Origin of the sequence: Collinsella aerofaciens (genome assembly GCF_015548375.1) — a bacterium.
Taxonomy (GTDB): Bacteria; Actinomycetota; Coriobacteriia; order Coriobacteriales; family Coriobacteriaceae; genus Collinsella; species Collinsella aerofaciens_AB.
Map to the genome: position 1 here is coordinate 1 of NZ_JADMWW010000009.1, position 16069 is coordinate 16069.

General features: G+C 58.1%; 12 protein-coding genes and 1 pseudogene. 10 read left to right on the plus strand and 3 right to left on the minus strand.

All coding sequences use genetic code 11. The features are described 5' to 3' along the window. Positions 1-1601: 1601 nt before the first annotated feature. The 3 genes from I1969_RS05155 to I1969_RS05165 are packed head-to-tail and all read right to left on the minus strand — an operon-like array spanning position 1602 to position 3736. Positions 1602-1784, minus strand: coding sequence for a hypothetical protein (locus I1969_RS05155; protein ID WP_195233559.1), 183 nt, complete (start codon positions 1782-1784; stop codon positions 1602-1604). A gap of 12 nt (positions 1785-1796) precedes the next feature. Beyond that, on the minus strand, positions 1797-2843 hold the full coding sequence (locus I1969_RS05160; protein WP_195233561.1) for a radical SAM/SPASM domain-containing protein: 1047 nt from the start codon (positions 2841-2843) through the stop codon (positions 1797-1799). Continuing rightward, positions 2843-3736 (minus strand): PqqD family protein, encoded by an 894-nt coding sequence (locus I1969_RS05165; RefSeq protein ID WP_195233563.1) that lies wholly within the window; start codon positions 3734-3736, stop codon positions 2843-2845. Before I1969_RS05165 ends, I1969_RS05160 begins: the two co-directional genes overlap by 1 nt. Positions 3737-3906: 170 nt before the next feature. Between I1969_RS05165 and I1969_RS05170 the strand changes: the two genes are divergently transcribed. The 10 genes and pseudogenes from I1969_RS05170 (at position 3907) to trmFO (ending at position 16065) form a co-directional block, all read left to right on the plus strand. Further along, positions 3907-4266 (plus strand): hypothetical protein, encoded by a 360-nt coding sequence (locus I1969_RS05170; RefSeq protein WP_195233565.1) that lies wholly within the window; start codon positions 3907-3909, stop codon positions 4264-4266. Positions 4267-4362: 96 nt separating this feature from the next. Then, positions 4363-5967 (plus strand): ATP-binding cassette domain-containing protein, encoded by a 1605-nt coding sequence (locus I1969_RS05175; RefSeq protein ID WP_195233573.1) that lies wholly within the window; start codon positions 4363-4365, stop codon positions 5965-5967. A gap of 104 nt (positions 5968-6071) precedes the next feature. After that, positions 6072-6653, plus strand: a pseudogene (locus I1969_RS05180) (ATP-binding cassette domain-containing protein); the annotation flags it as partial. Positions 6654-7399: 746 nt separating this feature from the next. Continuing rightward, the gene (gene ppdK, locus I1969_RS05185) at positions 7400-10150 is read left to right on the plus strand and encodes a pyruvate, phosphate dikinase (protein ID WP_195233577.1); all 2751 of its coding nucleotides are present in this window, start codon (positions 7400-7402) and stop codon (positions 10148-10150) included. Positions 10151-10359: 209 nt separating this feature from the next. After that, entirely contained in the window at positions 10360-10701 is a 342-nt protein-coding gene (gene rplS / locus I1969_RS05190; protein ID WP_117583231.1) for a 50S ribosomal protein L19, read from the plus strand. 93 nt (positions 10702-10794) lie between these two features. Further along, positions 10795-11583: a ribonuclease HII gene (locus I1969_RS05195; RefSeq protein WP_195233580.1), complete on the plus strand. Its 789-nt coding sequence runs from the start codon at positions 10795-10797 to the stop codon at positions 11581-11583. Positions 11584-11772: 189 nt separating this feature from the next. After that, positions 11773-12258, plus strand: coding sequence for a YraN family protein (locus tag I1969_RS05200; RefSeq protein WP_195233582.1), 486 nt, complete (start codon positions 11773-11775; stop codon positions 12256-12258). Then, positions 12258-13781 (plus strand): YifB family Mg chelatase-like AAA ATPase, encoded by a 1524-nt coding sequence (locus I1969_RS05205; RefSeq protein WP_195233584.1) that lies wholly within the window; start codon positions 12258-12260, stop codon positions 13779-13781. Before I1969_RS05200 ends, I1969_RS05205 begins: the two co-directional genes overlap by 1 nt. Next, on the plus strand, positions 13778-14713 hold the full coding sequence (locus I1969_RS05210) for a DNA-processing protein DprA (protein ID WP_324248647.1): 936 nt from the start codon (positions 13778-13780) through the stop codon (positions 14711-14713). The genes I1969_RS05205 and I1969_RS05210 overlap by 4 nt, the downstream gene beginning before the upstream one ends. 14 nt (positions 14714-14727) lie before the next feature. Next, entirely contained in the window at positions 14728-16065 is a 1338-nt protein-coding gene (gene trmFO, locus I1969_RS05215; RefSeq protein ID WP_195233586.1) for a methylenetetrahydrofolate--tRNA-(uracil(54)-C(5))-methyltransferase (FADH(2)-oxidizing) TrmFO, read from the plus strand. Positions 16066-16069 lie beyond the last annotated feature (4 nt).

Here is a 16069-nt window from a genome sequence, read left to right on the forward strand (position 1 = left end):
ATTGTGTCACAGGTAAGGGATAGCCGGTCCTTATGAGTTGAATTACGCGCGTGCGGATATAAAGGGTGGCATGTTAAGCTGGTCGTTTTCTCGTTCTGGGACATTTGCAGTAGGATGAGTGGGACTAGGCGCGCTGCGGTGTGATGGTTGAGACTTGTATCGCTGCAAATCCGCTGATGCACATTTTGCTATTGGGCTTGAAGGTGGGACCGGCAGGCCTTTGTTTGGGATGTTCTGGTCGTCCAACGCGTGTTGCACGGCTTTATATTGTTACGCTCGTTCGGCGCTCCGTTGGAGCATTTCCGGGTTTGTCGGCATCATGACTTGGCCAAGTGACACGCTTGCCGGGACGGTTGTAACGCCGCGCCGGTTCCGTGTGCTCCTTCGTTGTTGGCCTGTCCAGCCGGGGGCGGATTCGGCCTCATGTTGTGGCGCACGGCCTTCAGGGGCTTCCCCCTGGCGAGTTATGTTCGTCCGTATGGGTAAGGGTCGGGTTGAGCTGACAATCCCGTGTCGGAAGGGGCTTGCACCATGCGCGCGATGACAGAGATTGAGTGGCTGGACGGCCGTGTGACGAAGGTGCCGGAGCTCGCCCTGGGCGATGCGCTCGGCGAGAGCGTCCAGGCGGAGCTCGATTTCGGGTTCGACGACGTGTTGGAGGGCCTTTGGGTTGAGGTGCGCCATCATGAGCCGGATGAGGACTCGGACGGCGACCCGCGCGGGAGGGGCTGCGCACTGTACGCGGACTGCCGGTACAGCCTGGTCGAACCGTCGGACCTCGACCGTGTCTTCTGCATCCTTTACGAGGGGCAGCCGAGGGTCCAGCCGCGTCGCGGGGGAGCTCGTGAACCTTTCGCGGGCCTGCGCGTTGTCCTGCCTCATGCTCGGATCTCCCTACCCGCCAGGCGCCCTCGAGGCCCTGGCCGCGTGCGCTCGATACCTCTGCGGTCCGGCTTTCACATCCGACCTCGCCGCCCGTGCCCGCGCCGCGGGGGAGCTAGGGCCCCCGCGGCGGCGGTGAACGCGGCCGCTGCGTGGGAATTTGGGATGGGGGCGGGTTCCGAAACGCCTGCGGAGGGGAGAACCCCGTTGGGCGGGGACTATTCGTGATGCTTGATATCGCATTGCAGTATGGAAGCACGGATCATCTTCGCGATGGTCCGACCGGTTGATGGGCTAGGACGCGCATTCAGCAGGGAAGGGGATGGCTTTTAATGCCGCTTTTGGCTTATGCGTGCCGCGCTCCGCGTATGGCCATCCTGCGGTGCTAAAGCATTCTTGAAGTCTGTTAAGTGAATTCGTTTTAATCGCGCACGTGGCCGTTTGCCCATGTCGCATAACAGGATTCACTGTTGATTGCCCGTGTGATGACAGCGTGAGTTTCGGGGGGGGGTAGCGTGAGCGGAGTCGCCGCGTTGTATAAGTCTGGCCGGCCCGACTGATGTGTCGATCTGTCGGGCCGGCCGAGAATGGTGAAGAGATCTCGCTGTTGAATGAACGAATGTTACAAGCAGCTCTTCAAGGCGCTTTGGGCGTTGGCTGGGGCTGCGCAGTCAATCGCATGCAGTGATAGGCGAGGCGATTGCTCGATGAGCCGGCGACTAGTTCTGTGCTGCACTCGTCCCGGTGCCGTCGTTGTCTGCCGAGTACCAGAATGCGTAGGCCGCAACGACGGCATCATAGACGGCTGCGACTACGTTATCCACGACGGCTGCAAAGTTGACCACAACGGGAACGGGGCCGGTTTTGGAATCCATCTTCTCTACTTCTGGGGTCTCATACATGGGAACATCTCCTTAGAATTGTGACAGGACGCTCAGGTCGCCTAGATCATCGTCGATCAGGTCGATATAGAGGTCGCCGTCCATATTGATGTCTGCAATCAACGATGAGATCTCTTCCATCTCGTCAATCGAGTGCATACGATTGGCCAACGCGGTAACAACGGGCTTATCCCAAACGGTTGCCATTCCGGCATCGTAGTATTCCTGAAGGCTGTGTTTGCGAACGTTTCCGATGATGAGAGGTATATAGGGGGATGCGACGATATCGCCATTGGCGTGGATGGCCACTTGGTCAAATTGCATTTGCAGTTGAGGGAATCTGACCAAGTGGTCGATGGGGTCGCCCCACTCAAGCATGAAATAGCCTCGATAGTCCGGATCGTATCGAAGGTCATTGATCGTGTTGACTAGCCGACGGTATTGATTATTCGAAGGGCGAATCGTGCGGTTTCTTCGGGCTCTACCGAGGAGCATGAGCGGCTGAACTCTAAGGTCAATTCGGTCAGTTCTACCCGACGATTTCAGCTTGTCTCGAAGCATCGTGCAAACTGGTTTGAAATCGTCGACATTGAACGATGTCGGACAAAAGGCAATTGAAAGGTGCAGTGAGGTTTCGTTCAGCGTGATATCGATGGCGTCGAGCACCCGGTCGTATAATCCCGAGAGTCCTCGCATATGTTCGTGAGAATCGCGTAGGCCATCGAGGCTAAACTGTATGCCGTTTAAACCGGCGCGTTCGAGCTCATGCAAAGTATTTGAGTTTGCGAGCAGACCGTTTGACACGAGGTTGCATTTGACGCCAGATGCGCTGAGCCGCCGCAAGGACTCGATGACAAGATCCTTTCGCAGGAGGGTCTCGCCTCCGCAGAAGCAGAAGCTAAAGGGGTGCATTTGACAAATCGAGTCGACGAGTTCGAGGACTTCGTTGTCGGATAATTCGTTCGCGACGACATCGTTTTCTCCACTGTTGTTGAAGCAGTGTAGACAACGAAGGTTGCATTTGTTTGTAATGTCGAGCGCAACGCTGTGGGGCGCTCCGATTATTGCCGGCATGCTCATTATTGCTTCTTATCGAGCGGGCGAACAAACAGCTTGACGTCGCCCGAGTCGAGCTCATTGGGCAGGGTGCCGACTAAGGAAAAGCCAAGGCGCTGGTCGGAATGGTCAAGTTGTTCGGCGATTGGGGTGGAATCAGGCGCGTCAATTCTGAGCGCGCGGTAGGCTTTGGGAGCGGAAGATCCGTAGTATTCCGCAAGGCGGTCGAGCACACCGGCAAGCAGCGTGGAGCTGCATGAGATAAATTTGATGATGACGCTGCGGCCGGCGGGATTAGTGGCCGGCTCGCATATTATCAATCCATTAATTTCTCCGGACTGGCTCGTGAGTAGAAAATAATCATGGGTAAAGGAAAAGAGCCTTTGGCGAAGAACCAGAAAGTTCTCCAATTCGGGCTCAACGTCGAACTCAGAGAAATAGATCCTATTGCCATTTTTGGACTGTTTTGCAGAGAGGGATTTTGCAGCCGCCTCTTCGATTTCAGCAAACCTGCTCGCGTCCGCGAGAATAAGCAGCTCGTCGGGATTCACCGATGTTAGGTAATCGGAGCCGAAAGGGTCGTTCATATATCTCCCTTCTTTCTTCCAAACGATAAGACAGTTTACGGTCAGGCTATGCAGGGTTTGGGCCAGGTCATGCGCTAGCGTCTCGCGCGGTTGATCTGGGTATTTTTCTTGGAACAGACGGAGAATTTTGGGCAAATCGCAGGTGCCGTCGCATAAGTCAAGAATCTCTTTAGCGACCCTGTTGAGGATCGTATAGATTTGTTTCCCATCTGAGCTTAGGACGCTCAGGCGGTTATTTGGTTCACTGCGAAGGTAGCTTGGGACGAGGGGGATAGGGATGACTCCAGGCAATGATGAGATTTGCGCGCTCCAAACATTCACGGATTCCATTGATCTCCTTTGGTTGTGGCCTATCTTCCTCGAATAGCAACTCGTTCGATAAAATATCACAAATCGAAACGATATAAAAAAGAATATATTTATATCGATATACAATATTAGGTTAAAAAAAGTTTTGATGTTTGTCGATAGGGCTGGTATTGAAGGAGTGGACTGGAGTGATGGCGATGTCGGACGTTGTGGTTTCAATGGTGGGGTCATGCCTGCTGCTGTTGTTCGGAATAATGATATATCGAGGCAAGCTCACGGGATTGCTTGCCGGAATGTCATTGCTATCGGGAGAGCGTTTAGAGGAGGCAAAGCGGACGGCCGAGTCTCTAGGCGCAAACCGAGTGGTGGGGGCGTCTATAGTTTTCTCCGCAATATGCCTTTTTCTCTCGTCCCTTTTTCCGGACAAAAGGGCTATTCTCGGTCTGATGGTGGCTGCTGTTATAATCGCCGCGCTTGCCTATGCAAATAGGGGGCTTATTCGTATGTATATAAAGGTGAAATGGAATCCTGGGCACCGCAACCCGAGATAATGTCTTGAGCAAGGATTAACAACAAGGGATATATGGGAGCGATTAAGCGGCGAGCAAATTCAGTTTTGGATAAAAGGCCGCTTGATGGGAGCTGGCATGTTTAAGAAGACGGTTCACGAGTTGTTTCGGTGTAAAGGGTCACGGCTTTTCGTGATTCTCATGCTGGTGAATTTTGCTCTCTCGTGCGTCATGCCCGCCTTAAACGGTGGGTTTGTAGACTTTCTCGTGACGAATAGGGATCCATCTCGCGTCGTGTGGTTTGCGGCCTTTGTTGCGGGCATAGGGATATCGGCCTCCTTCATGTCGTATGCGATGGGTGTGAACGTATCGCGCGTCATCTTGGAGATGACGACGAGACTGATGGGGACCACGTGTGAGTCGTTTGAACGGGGGCCCCTGGAAAAGGGGGAGCAGGCGGATCCATCCTATACAACGCAGAGGGTGTATGCGGATTCGAATGCGGTGTCATCGTTTGTCGTGAACAACTTCCTGACGATCGGGCTTAACATCGTTCTGGTTGTGTTGATATGCATCATCCTGTTTTCGATTAATCCGGTGTTCCTGGTGTTAAGTGCATGTTCGCTTGTTGCGTACTTCATTTTATTCAGGGCGTTGAAAAAGCCGTTGTACAACAGTTCGCTTGCGAACAAGGAGGGTTTGAGTAAGCTTTTCGCGTCCGTGAGCGGCGAGCTGTCGCAGTTGTTTGACATTAAGTGCGATGGCGCATATAACCAGAGCGCTCGGACGCTCAAAGGGGTATTCGAGGGGTACTACCCGATTTACATGAAAGCAAGTAGGGTCTCGAATCTGGCCACATCAAGCGACGGCCTGATCTCGTCTGTGTTTCGGGGGGCACTGCTCGTGATCTCCGGGATGGAAATATTGAGCGGAAGAATGAGCTTAGGCGAGTTCACAATGGTGAACTCGTATTACTCGATGGCGTTCGGATGCTTCAAGTATTTTTTGAATTATTTCAAATCGTATCAGGACGCAAGGGCCTCGTTCGACCGATTGGGGGCTCTGACGGAGGACGCCGAGGACCGCGGCACCCTCACGGTTGGGCACGTGGAGAGCATATCGTTGTCCAACATCGCGTACCGATACGCGGGAAAGCCCTACTTATACCGCGACCTCTCCGTGGAGGTGGAGGAAGGAAAAACCTATGCCATTACCGGGCCGAACGGATGCGGAAAAAGCACGTTTCTGAAGGTGCTCCTTGGACTATATTCTGCTGGGGGACATCGGGCTTTGGGGTCGGTGCCATATGAAGAGCTCGATATGGAGACGATCCGACGGGACCTGTTTGCGGTGTGCCCGCAAAAGCTCTTTATTCCGAACGAAACGGTGGAGAATTACCTTGAGAGGACGTCGATTCGGGGATCGAGCGAAAACCTCCGAGAGCTTGTGCCGAGTTTCTATCGAACCGTCGAATCGTTAAAAGGCAAGAATTGTAGAGACCTTTCTGGTGGAGAGTATCGAAAGCTAAGGATATTCGCAGCACTTCGCAGGCAGCCGGAAGTGCTTGTGTTCGATGAACCAACGAACGATTTAGATGAAGAAAGCCGTCGGGAGTTCACGGAGTATATTCATCGAAATCCCTTCGATCAGCTAATTCTTGTTGTAAGCCATGATCAGGATTTGATTTCAGCATGCGATAGGAAGCTGGATTTGGATTTCGATCCGAAAAATGGGCAATGCTGATGGGAAACGCTTAGAGTTCGGGCTTGCGCGTCATGGAGTAATCTTTCCTCTTATCGAAAATCGTTACAATATAAGAAAAACAGTAAGCAAGAAGAAATGGCTCGGGGAAGAGCTCGCTGCTGTCAGTGATATTGGGTCTATATCCAGATAACACGGAAGGGGCCGTCCTCTACAACGGGGTATCACAGCGTCGCATCGACCGATACGCATTGCGGCGGTGCCGAGTTGGCATTACGGAGCAAGAGCCCCCTATTGTTGGGGGGACGATCCTCGATAATCTTACGCTGCTTTCTGATGATTTCGAGGCCGACAAACTGAATCGGATGCTTGCCATATTGGGGTTAGACAAAATGATTGCCGCTGCGGAGAACGGGGCGGCAGCGATGCTTGGCAGCAAGAAAGGAGGGGTGTCCGGCGGGGAGAAGCAGAACATCGCAATTGTGCGGCAGATGTTGAAATCGCCGGACGTCATGTTGTTTCTTGAGTCAACTTCAGCTCTTGATGCGAAGAGCCGGAGCGCGCTAATTAAATTGCTTCATGAGGTTAAGAGAGACCATATTGTAATTGTTGTCACTCATGACGAAGAGATGCTTGCGGCTTGCGACGAGGTCATTCCGATGCCCGGATGCTTATCGGGACGTGGCGTTGAAGGCCCAGAAGATCGAAATGGCGTGGGTGTTGGGTAAGTCCCTACGCGTACGACGTTGGGTTTCTGATCTTCATCGTCCTGCAAAGAAGGCTTTGTAACACGTTTCCCCTGGGAGGCCCCTTTTGTCCGTAGTGGCAAAGAGGGGCTTTTTCGTTTCCCTCTTGCGGCGGAGGGGGACACCATGCGCCTATACAGGACGACCTGCGCGCTTTCGTCGGATGACGGGCTATGTGTCGAGATGGGGGTCTCGGGTGGAGGCCGCGTCGCGGTCGCGGTCGGCCAGCGACCATCGGTACGGCTCAATCGTATTACCAGAACTAGTAAGGAGCCGCCCTTTCGGACGACTCAAACTGTAATGGGGCTTTTTTAGCTACCCCGGCCGTTACTCCGCCAAAGCATTCGCGCTATCTGCCGGGGTGGCTAAAATAGCCCCGTCCCAAATTAGCTACTCTGACCAAAATCCCTGGGACAAATACTTCTGATAGATTTTGTCTTTCTTGGCTATTGCGTAGTTTAAGAGATTCCATTACAATAATTACAGCTTTTTGCTAAAGCGTTTTAGCAGTTTATACCGCTTTTGACCTGCGACTACGTTGTACTGGTATCTTCATAAGGTAACCACCTTTACCTACCGTTTACCGCCAGTTTTAGCACGTTTACCAAACCGCGCAGCCTCTGCTCAAGCCCGCCCAAAACCCGCCGTATAGTTCCCTCACGGTCCGCATCCGGCGGGTCGATTCGTTACCACGGTCGTGTGTGCGAACACATAGAAGGGGAAGTATCGTGAGCGATTGCAAGAGGGTTTACCGTTTTGGAACCGACGCCCAGGGCACTTGTGTCACCGAGGGCGACAAGTCTATGAACTTTGTGCTTGGCGGCAAGGGCGCTAACCTTGCCGAGATGAGCCGTATCGGCCTGCCGGTCCCCGGTGGCTTTACCATTACCTGCCAGACCTGCGTTGAGTACTCCGGTGCCGGCAATGTTTGGCCTGCCGGCGCGCTTGACGAGATCGTTGCCGCCGAGGCCGACCTCGAAGCCCGCTGCGGCAAGAAGCTCGGAGATGCCAACGATCCGCTGCTCGTCTCGGTGCGCTCTGGCGCTCCGTTCTCCATGCCCGGCATGATGGACACGGTCCTCAATCTGGGCCTCAACGACGATTCCGTCCTGGGCCTCATCGCCCAGACGCAGAACCCGCGCTTTGCTTGGGACAGCTATCGCCGCTTTATCCAGATGTTCTCCAACGTCGTCATGGGCGTCGACGCCGACCTGTTCGAGAACGCCCTGACCCAGGCCCGCCTGGTTGCCGGCGTCCGCGTCGATTCCGAGCTTTCGGCCGAGGACCTGCAGGAGCTCGTCGAGACCTTCAAGGGCATCTTCTCCGATAACGTCGAGGCTGCCCTGTATCCCGAGCTCGAGGTCGTCGATGGCAAGCCCATCTTCCCGCACGACCCGGAGCTCCAGTTGCGCCTTGCCATCCAGGCCGTCTTTGGCAGTTGGATGAACGAGCGCGCCTGCATCTACCGCAAGCAGCACGGCATCTCCGACGAGCTCGGCACCGCCGTCAACGTTCAGGCCATGGCCTTTGGCAACAAGGGCGAGACCTCCGCGACCGGCGTCGCCTTCACGCGCAATCCGGCCGACGGCACCAAGGAATTCTACGGCGACTTTCTGGTCAACGCTCAGGGCGAGGACGTTGTCGCCGGCATCCGCAACACCGAGCCCATCGCCGACCTCAAGACCACTCCGGGCCTCGAGTCTGCAGGCGATGAGCTCGAGCGCGTGTTCCTGACGCTCGAGGATCACTATCGCGATATGTGCGACATTGAGTTCACCATCGAGCAGGGCAAGCTCTGGATGCTCCAGACCCGCGTGGGCAAGCGCGCCGCCACGGCGGCCCTGCGCATCGCCATCGAGATGGTCGAGGAGGGCCTCATTACTCGTGAGGAGGCCGTGAGCCGCATCGACCCTGCGCAGCTCGGCCAGCTCTTACATCCGCAGTTCGATTCCTCCAAGAAGTACGAGGCGCTCGCGACTGGCCTTAACGCCAGCCCCGGTGCCGCCGTGGGCGAGGTCGTGTTCTCGAGCGATGACGCCGTCGTGCGTTCTGCCGAAGGCCACAAGGTCATCTTGGTCCGCTGGGAGACCAACCCCGACGACCTGAAGGGCATGGTTGCCGCCGAGGGCATCCTGACGAGCCATGGCGGCAAGACAAGCCACGCCGCCGTTATTGCTCGCGGCATGGGTACGCCCTGCGTCTGCGGTGTCGAGCGCTTCCATATTGACGCGGCCGAGAAGGTTGTGCGCATCGAAGGCAGCGATCGCGTACTGCACGAGGGCGACATCATCTCCATCGACGGAACCCAGGGCATCGTCGTCGACGGTGCGGTCGACCTGGTCTCCGCCGAGCTCACGGGCGACCTGGACACCATTCTGTCCTGGGCCGACGAGATTCGTCTGGACGAGACCTGCGGCCACGCCAACCACGTGCGCGTCAACGCCGACAACCCCGAGGATGCCGAGCTTGCGCTTGAGTTTGGCGCCGAGGCCATCGGCCTGTGCCGCACCGAGCATATGTTCCTGGGCGATCGCAAGAACATCATCCAGAGCTTTATCCTGTCCGATGACGAGGCCGTGAAGCAGCAGGCGCTCGCCGATTTGCTCAAGGTCCAGACCGAGGACTTCTTGGCTATGTTCAAGACCATGTCCGGCCGCGATGTGGTCGTTCGTCTGCTCGATCCGCCGCTGCACGAGTTCCTGGATGATCCTCGCGAGCTCGAAGTCGCCATCACCAAGAAGGAAGCCGCTGGCGCTCCCGAGGAGGAGCTCGCCGCCCTGCGTGCCCGCCTGCGCCGCATCGATAGCATGGTTGAGTCCAACCCCATGCTGGGCCTGCGCGGCGTGCGTCTGTCCGTCGTCTTCGGTGACCTGCCGCTCATGCAGGTCCGCGCTGTGGCTACGGCTGCCGCCCGTCTCATCAAGGAGGGTGTCGACCCGCGTCCCGAGATCATGGTTCCGCTCGTCTCCATTACGGCCGAGCATGTCCAGACGCGCGAGGTCATTGAGCGCGTGATCGCCGAGGTTTCCGCCGAGGAGGGCGTTGAGCTCAATATCCCCGTGGGCACGATGCTCGAGCTGCCGCGCGCCTGCATGGTTGCCGACGAGATCGCCCAGCACGCCGACTTCTTCTGCTTTGGCACTAACGACCTCACGCAGACGACCTTCGGCTTCTCCCGCGACGATGCCGAGGCCAAGTTCATCCCGCTGTACATGCACAAGAAGATTCTGAAGGATAACCCCTTCGAGACCATCGACACGGCGGTGCTCGAGCTGGTGCGCATGGCCGTGGCCAAGGGTCGCGCCACCAACCCCGGCATGCACTTTGGTGTGTGCGGTGAGCACGGCGGCGACCCCAAGTCCATCAAGGGCCTGTTCAACGTGGCCGATGTGGACTACGTGTCCTGCTCGCCCTACCGCGTGCCGCTCGCACGTCTCGCTGCCGCCCAGGCCAAGCTCGAGGCCAAGCGTAACGCCTAACGCCTTGCGTTTCCGCGCGTAACGTAGCCCCCTTCATACCGCCCGTCTCATATTTGAGACGGGCGGTTATCATGTGCGGGTTTTGTCTTTTTGTCTGCGTAAAAAATAGTTCTTGCAGCGCAAACCTGCGCGTGTATACTCGAATACGTTTGTTCAACTACGTGCCGGCCAAGGTGGTACGGCACCTCTAGAAGAGTAAGGAATTGCACATGGATTACATCCGCGCAATCGAGCGTCAGCAGATCCGCGAGGACATCCCGCAGGTCCGCGTTGCCGACAACGTCAAGGTTCACTACCGCATTAAGGAAGGCGACCGCGAGCGCATCCAGGTTTTCCAGGGTGACGTCATCCGCATGGCCGGCGCCGGTGCCCGTGAGACCTTCACCGTCCGCAAGATTTCCTTCGGTGTCGGTGTTGAGCGTACCTTCCCGCTTCACAGCCCCAAGATCGCCAAGCTCGAGGTCGTTCGCCATGGTCGCGTCCGTCGCGCCAAGCTGTACTACCTCCGCGACAAGGTGGGCAAGGCTGCTCGCATCCCCGAGAAGCGCTAAGAAGATCGCAGCGTCTGTCCACTCGTTTGGACACAAGGGTCACCTTCGGGTGGCCCTTCTTTTTATCTGATTTGCATGCAAGGAGGGCCTGGTATGGCCAACATGACGAGCTCGGTTTCGGCATCGCAGGTTGCCGGTGAGTTGGCGAGCGCTACGTTTGAGGAGATTCCCGCCCTCGTGGAGCATTATCGCGAGGACCCGCGCCAGCAGGTGATCAAGGCTTGTGAACGCGCCCTCAAACGCCATGCCAAAGAGCTTGTCGAGCGCGAGCGCGTCAATGACATGTACGAGCTTATGCACGAGCTTGGCGGCGATGGGGTGGTCGTTGGTGTCGACGAGGTGGGTCGCGGATCGGTGGCCGGTCCTTTGACGGTATGCGCCGTCTGTCTTCCTATGGAGCCGCGCGTCTGGGGTATCAACGATTCCAAAAAGCTCACGCCCGCGCGCCGCGAGTTGCTCTCAGTGAAGATTGCCGAGGTGGCGACGGCGATCGGTTTTTGCCATATCGCGCCGAAGGATATCGATGAGATGGGCATGGCCCGTGCTATCCGTGCCGCCGTTGCGGGCGCCGTGGCCGATACGGGACTTGAACCCGACTGCGTCCTCATGGATGGCAACCCCTTGGGCGCCGTTCCTAACGAGCGCGACGTGGTCAAGGGCGATGCCAAGATCGCCTGTATCGCCGCGGCATCCATCATGGCCAAGGTCACGCGTGACGAAATGATGGTCGAGTACGACGCCGAGTATCCCGAGTACCATCTGGCCGAGTCGAAGGGCTATGCAAGCCCCGAGCATATCGAGGCCATTCGCAAACATGGACTTTGTCCACTGCACCGCGTGAGCTTTTGCGGAAACTTTCTGCAGACTGAGCGCCTTTTCTAGGTCAATTGTGGAGACAGGGACCTCTGGGGTTTTATAAACCTGCTGGTAGCGGGCCGTGTGCAACGTGAGTGTTGCGTACGGTCCGTTTTTTGTCGGCATTTGGTCAGCTATTGGTTTGCTTCCGGTACTTACCCGCATGAAAGGTGCCCTCATCATCGGGGCAATGCAGTGTGCGGGAAAGGAGACCCCATGTGTGCCGCAAGCAAAAAGAGCAAGACGCAGCAACTCAAGGAGCGCTGGGAAGACGGCGAGCTCGACTGCGGGGCGATTACGCCCGAGTTTATCAAGGGGCTCAGTCCCCGCGAGCTCGGCATGCTGGGCGAGCTGATCACCATCGATTACTTTAACGAGCGTGGATACACCTTGTTGGAGCAGGGCTATCGTTGCATTGAGGGTGAAGCCGATCTGGTGCTGCTCGATGAGCTCGACGATGTCGTTGTGATGGCCGAGGTCAAGACGAGACGCGTCGCCCTGGATTGCACCACGCGGGTCTTTCCCGAGGAGGCCGTGGACGCCCAAAAGCAGCGTCGGTATCGCCGTATCGCAAGTTGCTATCTCATGGAGCACTATCCGCTCAGGTCGATTCGCTTCGATGTCGTGGGCGTCACCATCCGCGGCGGGCATGTCGCCGAGATCGAGCATCAGTACAATGCGTTCGATTGGCAGGTGTCGTGATGGCGTTCGAGACGTTTGCCGTGCATGCGGCCTGCATCCGCGGCGTTGAGGCAATTCCCGTTACCGTCGAGGTCTCGCTTGCCGGTGGCGTTCCGGGCATCCAGATGCTCGGCATTCCGAGTATGGAGGTGATGGAGTCGCGCGGGCGTATCCGGTGCGCCATGCGCTCGGCCGGCTTCGAGATCCCTCGGTCTGGCATTACCGTCAACCTGGCACCTGGCGATATCCGCAAAACTGGCAGCGGTTTTGACCTGCCCATCGCCATCGCGGTTCTGGCGGCCGATGGGCAGATTCCCCGTGACAACCTCGATCGTTGCCTTATCGCAGGAGAGCTTGGCCTGGACGGCACGGTGCCACCCGTCAAAGGCGAGGTGGCGTTTCAGCTGTTGGCGCGCGATATGGGGCTTTCCTTTATCGCCGGTAGGTCCGATCAGCATGTCCCGCTTGCGGGCGTTGACTGCGGGTTTATCGACCACCTATCTCAGCTTGCCCATGGCATGGGGGATGCCGCACGGCATTACCTGGATTCTGAAGTGCTCGAGGCGACCTTTGAGCCCGAGCTCGATTATGCCGACGTTCTGGGGCAGGAGGTCGCCAAACGTGGCATGGCGCTTGCGGCCGCCGGCGAGCTCGGATTGCTCATGATCGGTTCGCCCGGTTCGGGCAAGACCATGCTTGCGCGGCGCATGACCGGCATCCTGCCCGAGCTTTCTCTCGAGGATCAGCAAGAGGCGCTGTGCATCCATTCGGTCTTGGGCGAGAACATCGATGGACTGCTTGCGGGGCATCGCCCCTTCCGCAGTCCGCATCACAGTATTTCGACCGCGGGACTTATCGGCGGCGGGCGTCCGGTGCATCCGGGCGAAATTAGCTTGGCTCATGGCGGCGTGCTCTTTTTGGACGAGCTCGCCGAGTTTCCCACCGGCGTGCTGCAGACGCTGCGTCAGCCCATCGAGCGCGGGTACGTGAGGATCGTGCGCGTTGACGGGGCCTTTACGTTTCCGTCGCGCTTTCAGCTGCTGGCCGCGAGCAATCCCTGCCCCTGCGGCTTTTTGGGCGATCGCGAGGTGCCGTGTCGCTGCTCGGCGGCGATGGTCGAGCGCTATCGGTCTAAACTGCGCGGTCCTTTGGCCGACCGTATCGACATGATGATCGATGTGACCCGTCCCGACCCCCAAGTGATTATCGAGGGTGCGGAGGGTATGTCGTCGACTGAGTTGCGTGACTACGTTGCGCGCGGTCGCGCTTTTCGCGCTTGGCGCGAATCCCGTATGGACGATGCGGATGCTGAGGCCGAGGATGACGAGACGCGGTCCATTGACGGCGTCGTTTCGACCTTTGAGCTTGATGATGCTGCCGAGAAATGCGTACTCGGCCTGTCCAAACGCACACATCTCACAGGGCGTGGCATCGTGCGCCTGGTTCGCATTGCGCGTACGATCGCAGATGTCGCCGAGAGCGAGCAAGTGACGCAGGACCACGTGCTCGAGGCGGCGATGTACCATGGAAGGAGGGACCAATGATGGCCGAGGGGACCTTTGAGCTGCATCCAGGTGATGCGTTGTATCCCGAGACCGTTTTGGAGCTTTCTGATGTACCCCAGACGCTTTATGTGCGCGGCAACCCCAAGGTGCTTTCGACGCCCGCGCTCTCCATCATCGGCGCGCGTAAGGCCTCGCCGTATGGTCTTGCCGTGGCAGAGCTTGCGGCAAAGGTGGCGGTCGAGGCGGGAGTGACGGTAGTTTCGGGCGGCGCGGTCGGTTGTGACCAGGCCTCGGGTTGGGCTGCGGTCAACGCCGGCGGCAAACACGTCGTGGTGCTGGGGACGGGCGCCGACGTGGTCTACCCGCGTTCGAGCGCGGGGCTTATTACTCGCACGCTCGATACGGGTGGCGCGGTCGTGTCGATCTCTCCGTGGGGCATGGGTCCGCGCAAGTTCGCCTTTCCGCGCCGCAATCGCGTGATCGCGGCCCTGTCGCAAGCCCTCTTTGTTTCCGAGGCGGGTATGCCTTCCGGGACGTTTTCTACAGCCGAGGCTGCTATGGATTTGGGGCGCGAACTTCTTGTCGTGCCGGGGTCGATCCTATCGCCCGAGTCGCGTGGCACGAATTACCTCATTGCGAACGGTGCCTGCTGCATCATCGACGAGGAATCTATCGAGATGGCTATCTCACGCATCTACGGCACCCTGCGCTACTCGCGCCCCGATGCTCCCGGCATTGCCGACCTGGATCCAACACAGCAGACCGTGATGCATGCGCTCATCGCCTCTCCGCTCAAGGTCGACGACATTGCGGCGCTCGTCTCGCTCGATGCTGTCGGCGTACTTAAGCTCCTGGGTTCGCTTGAGCTCGAGGGTCTTATCGAGCGCATGATGGATGGAAGGTATGCGCCCTCCAAGTTTGCCCTTCACGCCCAGACACCCTTCGGTCACAATGGAAAACATGTCAATTAGAAAGGTGTTTGCAGATGCTGTTTGATCAGGTGACGGTTATCGGTGGCGGTCTGGCGGGTTCGGAATGCGCGATCCAGCTGGCAGACCGCGGTTTTGCCGTTAAGCTGTGCGAGATGCGCCCCCAGGTTAGCTCCCCGGCTCACCATACCGATCACTTGGCAGAGCTCGTCTGCTCCAATTCGTTTAAGTCGACCCGTTCCGATTCCGCGGCTGGTTTGCTGAAGGCCGAGCTTGAGCGCATGGGTTCAGTCCTGCTCGATTGCGCCCATCGCGCGGCTGTTCCCGCCGGCGGTGCCCTGGCGGTCGACCGCGTCAAGTTTTCCGAGCTTGTCGAGGCCGAGGTTGCCGCCCGTCCCAATATCGAGATCATTCACGGCGAGGTCACGCAGATTCCCGAAGGTCACGTGGTCATTGCCGCCGGCCCCTTGTGCTCGCCGGCGCTGAGCGAAGAGGTCATGAAGCTCGTCGGTGGCGACGCCCTTGCGTTCTTCGATGCCGCGGCGCCGATCGTCGATGCCTCCACGCTCGATATGGACGTGCTGTTCTCGCAGTCGCGCTACGAGGAGCAGGGGAGCGGCGACTATCTCAACGCTCCGCTCAACAAGGAGGAGTACGAGGCCTTTATCGAGGCGCTTACCACGGCCGACCGCGTGGTGCTCAAGGACTTTGAGGGCGGCGATCTGTTCCAGGCCTGCCAGCCTGCCGAGGAAGTTGCGCGCACCGGCAAGGACGCCATTCGCTTTGGCGCCATGAAGCCCGTCGGCCTCACCGACCCGCGAACCGGTCGTCGTCCCTGGGCGGCGATTCAGCTGCGTGCCGAGAATAAGGAGAAGACCGCCTATAACCTGGTGGGCTTCCAGACCAACTTGACCTTTGGCGAGCAGAAGCGCGTCTTCCATATGGTGCCGGGCCTGGAGAACGCTGAGTTCTTCCGCTACGGTGTCATGCACCGTAATACCTTTGTCGACGCCCCGCACGTGCTCGATGGCACCTTTGCCGTGCCTGGTACCGGCGTGCGCCTGGCCGGTCAGATCACCGGCACCGAGGGGTACATGGAAGCCGTGGCGACCGGTCTGCTCGCGGCGCTCAACACCTATGCCGAGGCTATCGGCGCCGCGGGCGTCGAGTTGCCCCGCGTGGGCGCCCTGGGCGCGCTCGTGGGCTATGCGACCGATCCTGCCACCGTGGGCTACCAGCCCATGCATGTCAACTTTGGCCTGGTGCCGCCGCTCGAGGACGGTAAGCGTCGCAGCAAGCGCGACCGCTATCAGGCGTATGCGGACCGTGCGCTCGAGGCTCTTGATGCCTATCTGGCCACTCGCCCCGATCTGTTTGGAGGCGACCGGTCATAGCCTT

Excerpts from the sequence above, each read along its gene's own strand:
- I1969_RS05155 (WP_195233559.1), bottom strand. The coding sequence starts at position 1,784 with ATGTATGAGACCCCAGAAGTAGAGAAGATGGATTCCAAAACCGGCCCC.
- I1969_RS05160 (WP_195233561.1), bottom strand. The coding sequence starts at position 2,843 with ATGAGCATGCCGGCAATAATCGGAGCGCCCCACAGCGTTGCGCTCGAC.
- I1969_RS05165 (WP_195233563.1), bottom strand. The coding sequence starts at position 3,736 with ATGGAATCCGTGAATGTTTGGAGCGCGCAAATCTCATCATTGCCTGGA.
- I1969_RS05170 (WP_195233565.1), top strand. The coding sequence starts at position 3,907 with ATGGCGATGTCGGACGTTGTGGTTTCAATGGTGGGGTCATGCCTGCTG.
- I1969_RS05175 (WP_195233573.1), top strand. The coding sequence starts at position 4,363 with ATGTTTAAGAAGACGGTTCACGAGTTGTTTCGGTGTAAAGGGTCACGG.
- rplS (WP_117583231.1), top strand. The coding sequence starts at position 10,360 with ATGGATTACATCCGCGCAATCGAGCGTCAGCAGATCCGCGAGGACATC.
- I1969_RS05195 (WP_195233580.1), top strand. The coding sequence starts at position 10,795 with ATGGCCAACATGACGAGCTCGGTTTCGGCATCGCAGGTTGCCGGTGAG.
- I1969_RS05200 (WP_195233582.1), top strand. The coding sequence starts at position 11,773 with ATGTGTGCCGCAAGCAAAAAGAGCAAGACGCAGCAACTCAAGGAGCGC.
- I1969_RS05205 (WP_195233584.1), top strand. The coding sequence starts at position 12,258 with ATGGCGTTCGAGACGTTTGCCGTGCATGCGGCCTGCATCCGCGGCGTT.
- I1969_RS05210 (WP_324248647.1), top strand. The coding sequence starts at position 13,778 with ATGATGGCCGAGGGGACCTTTGAGCTGCATCCAGGTGATGCGTTGTAT.
- trmFO (WP_195233586.1), top strand. The coding sequence starts at position 14,728 with ATGCTGTTTGATCAGGTGACGGTTATCGGTGGCGGTCTGGCGGGTTCG.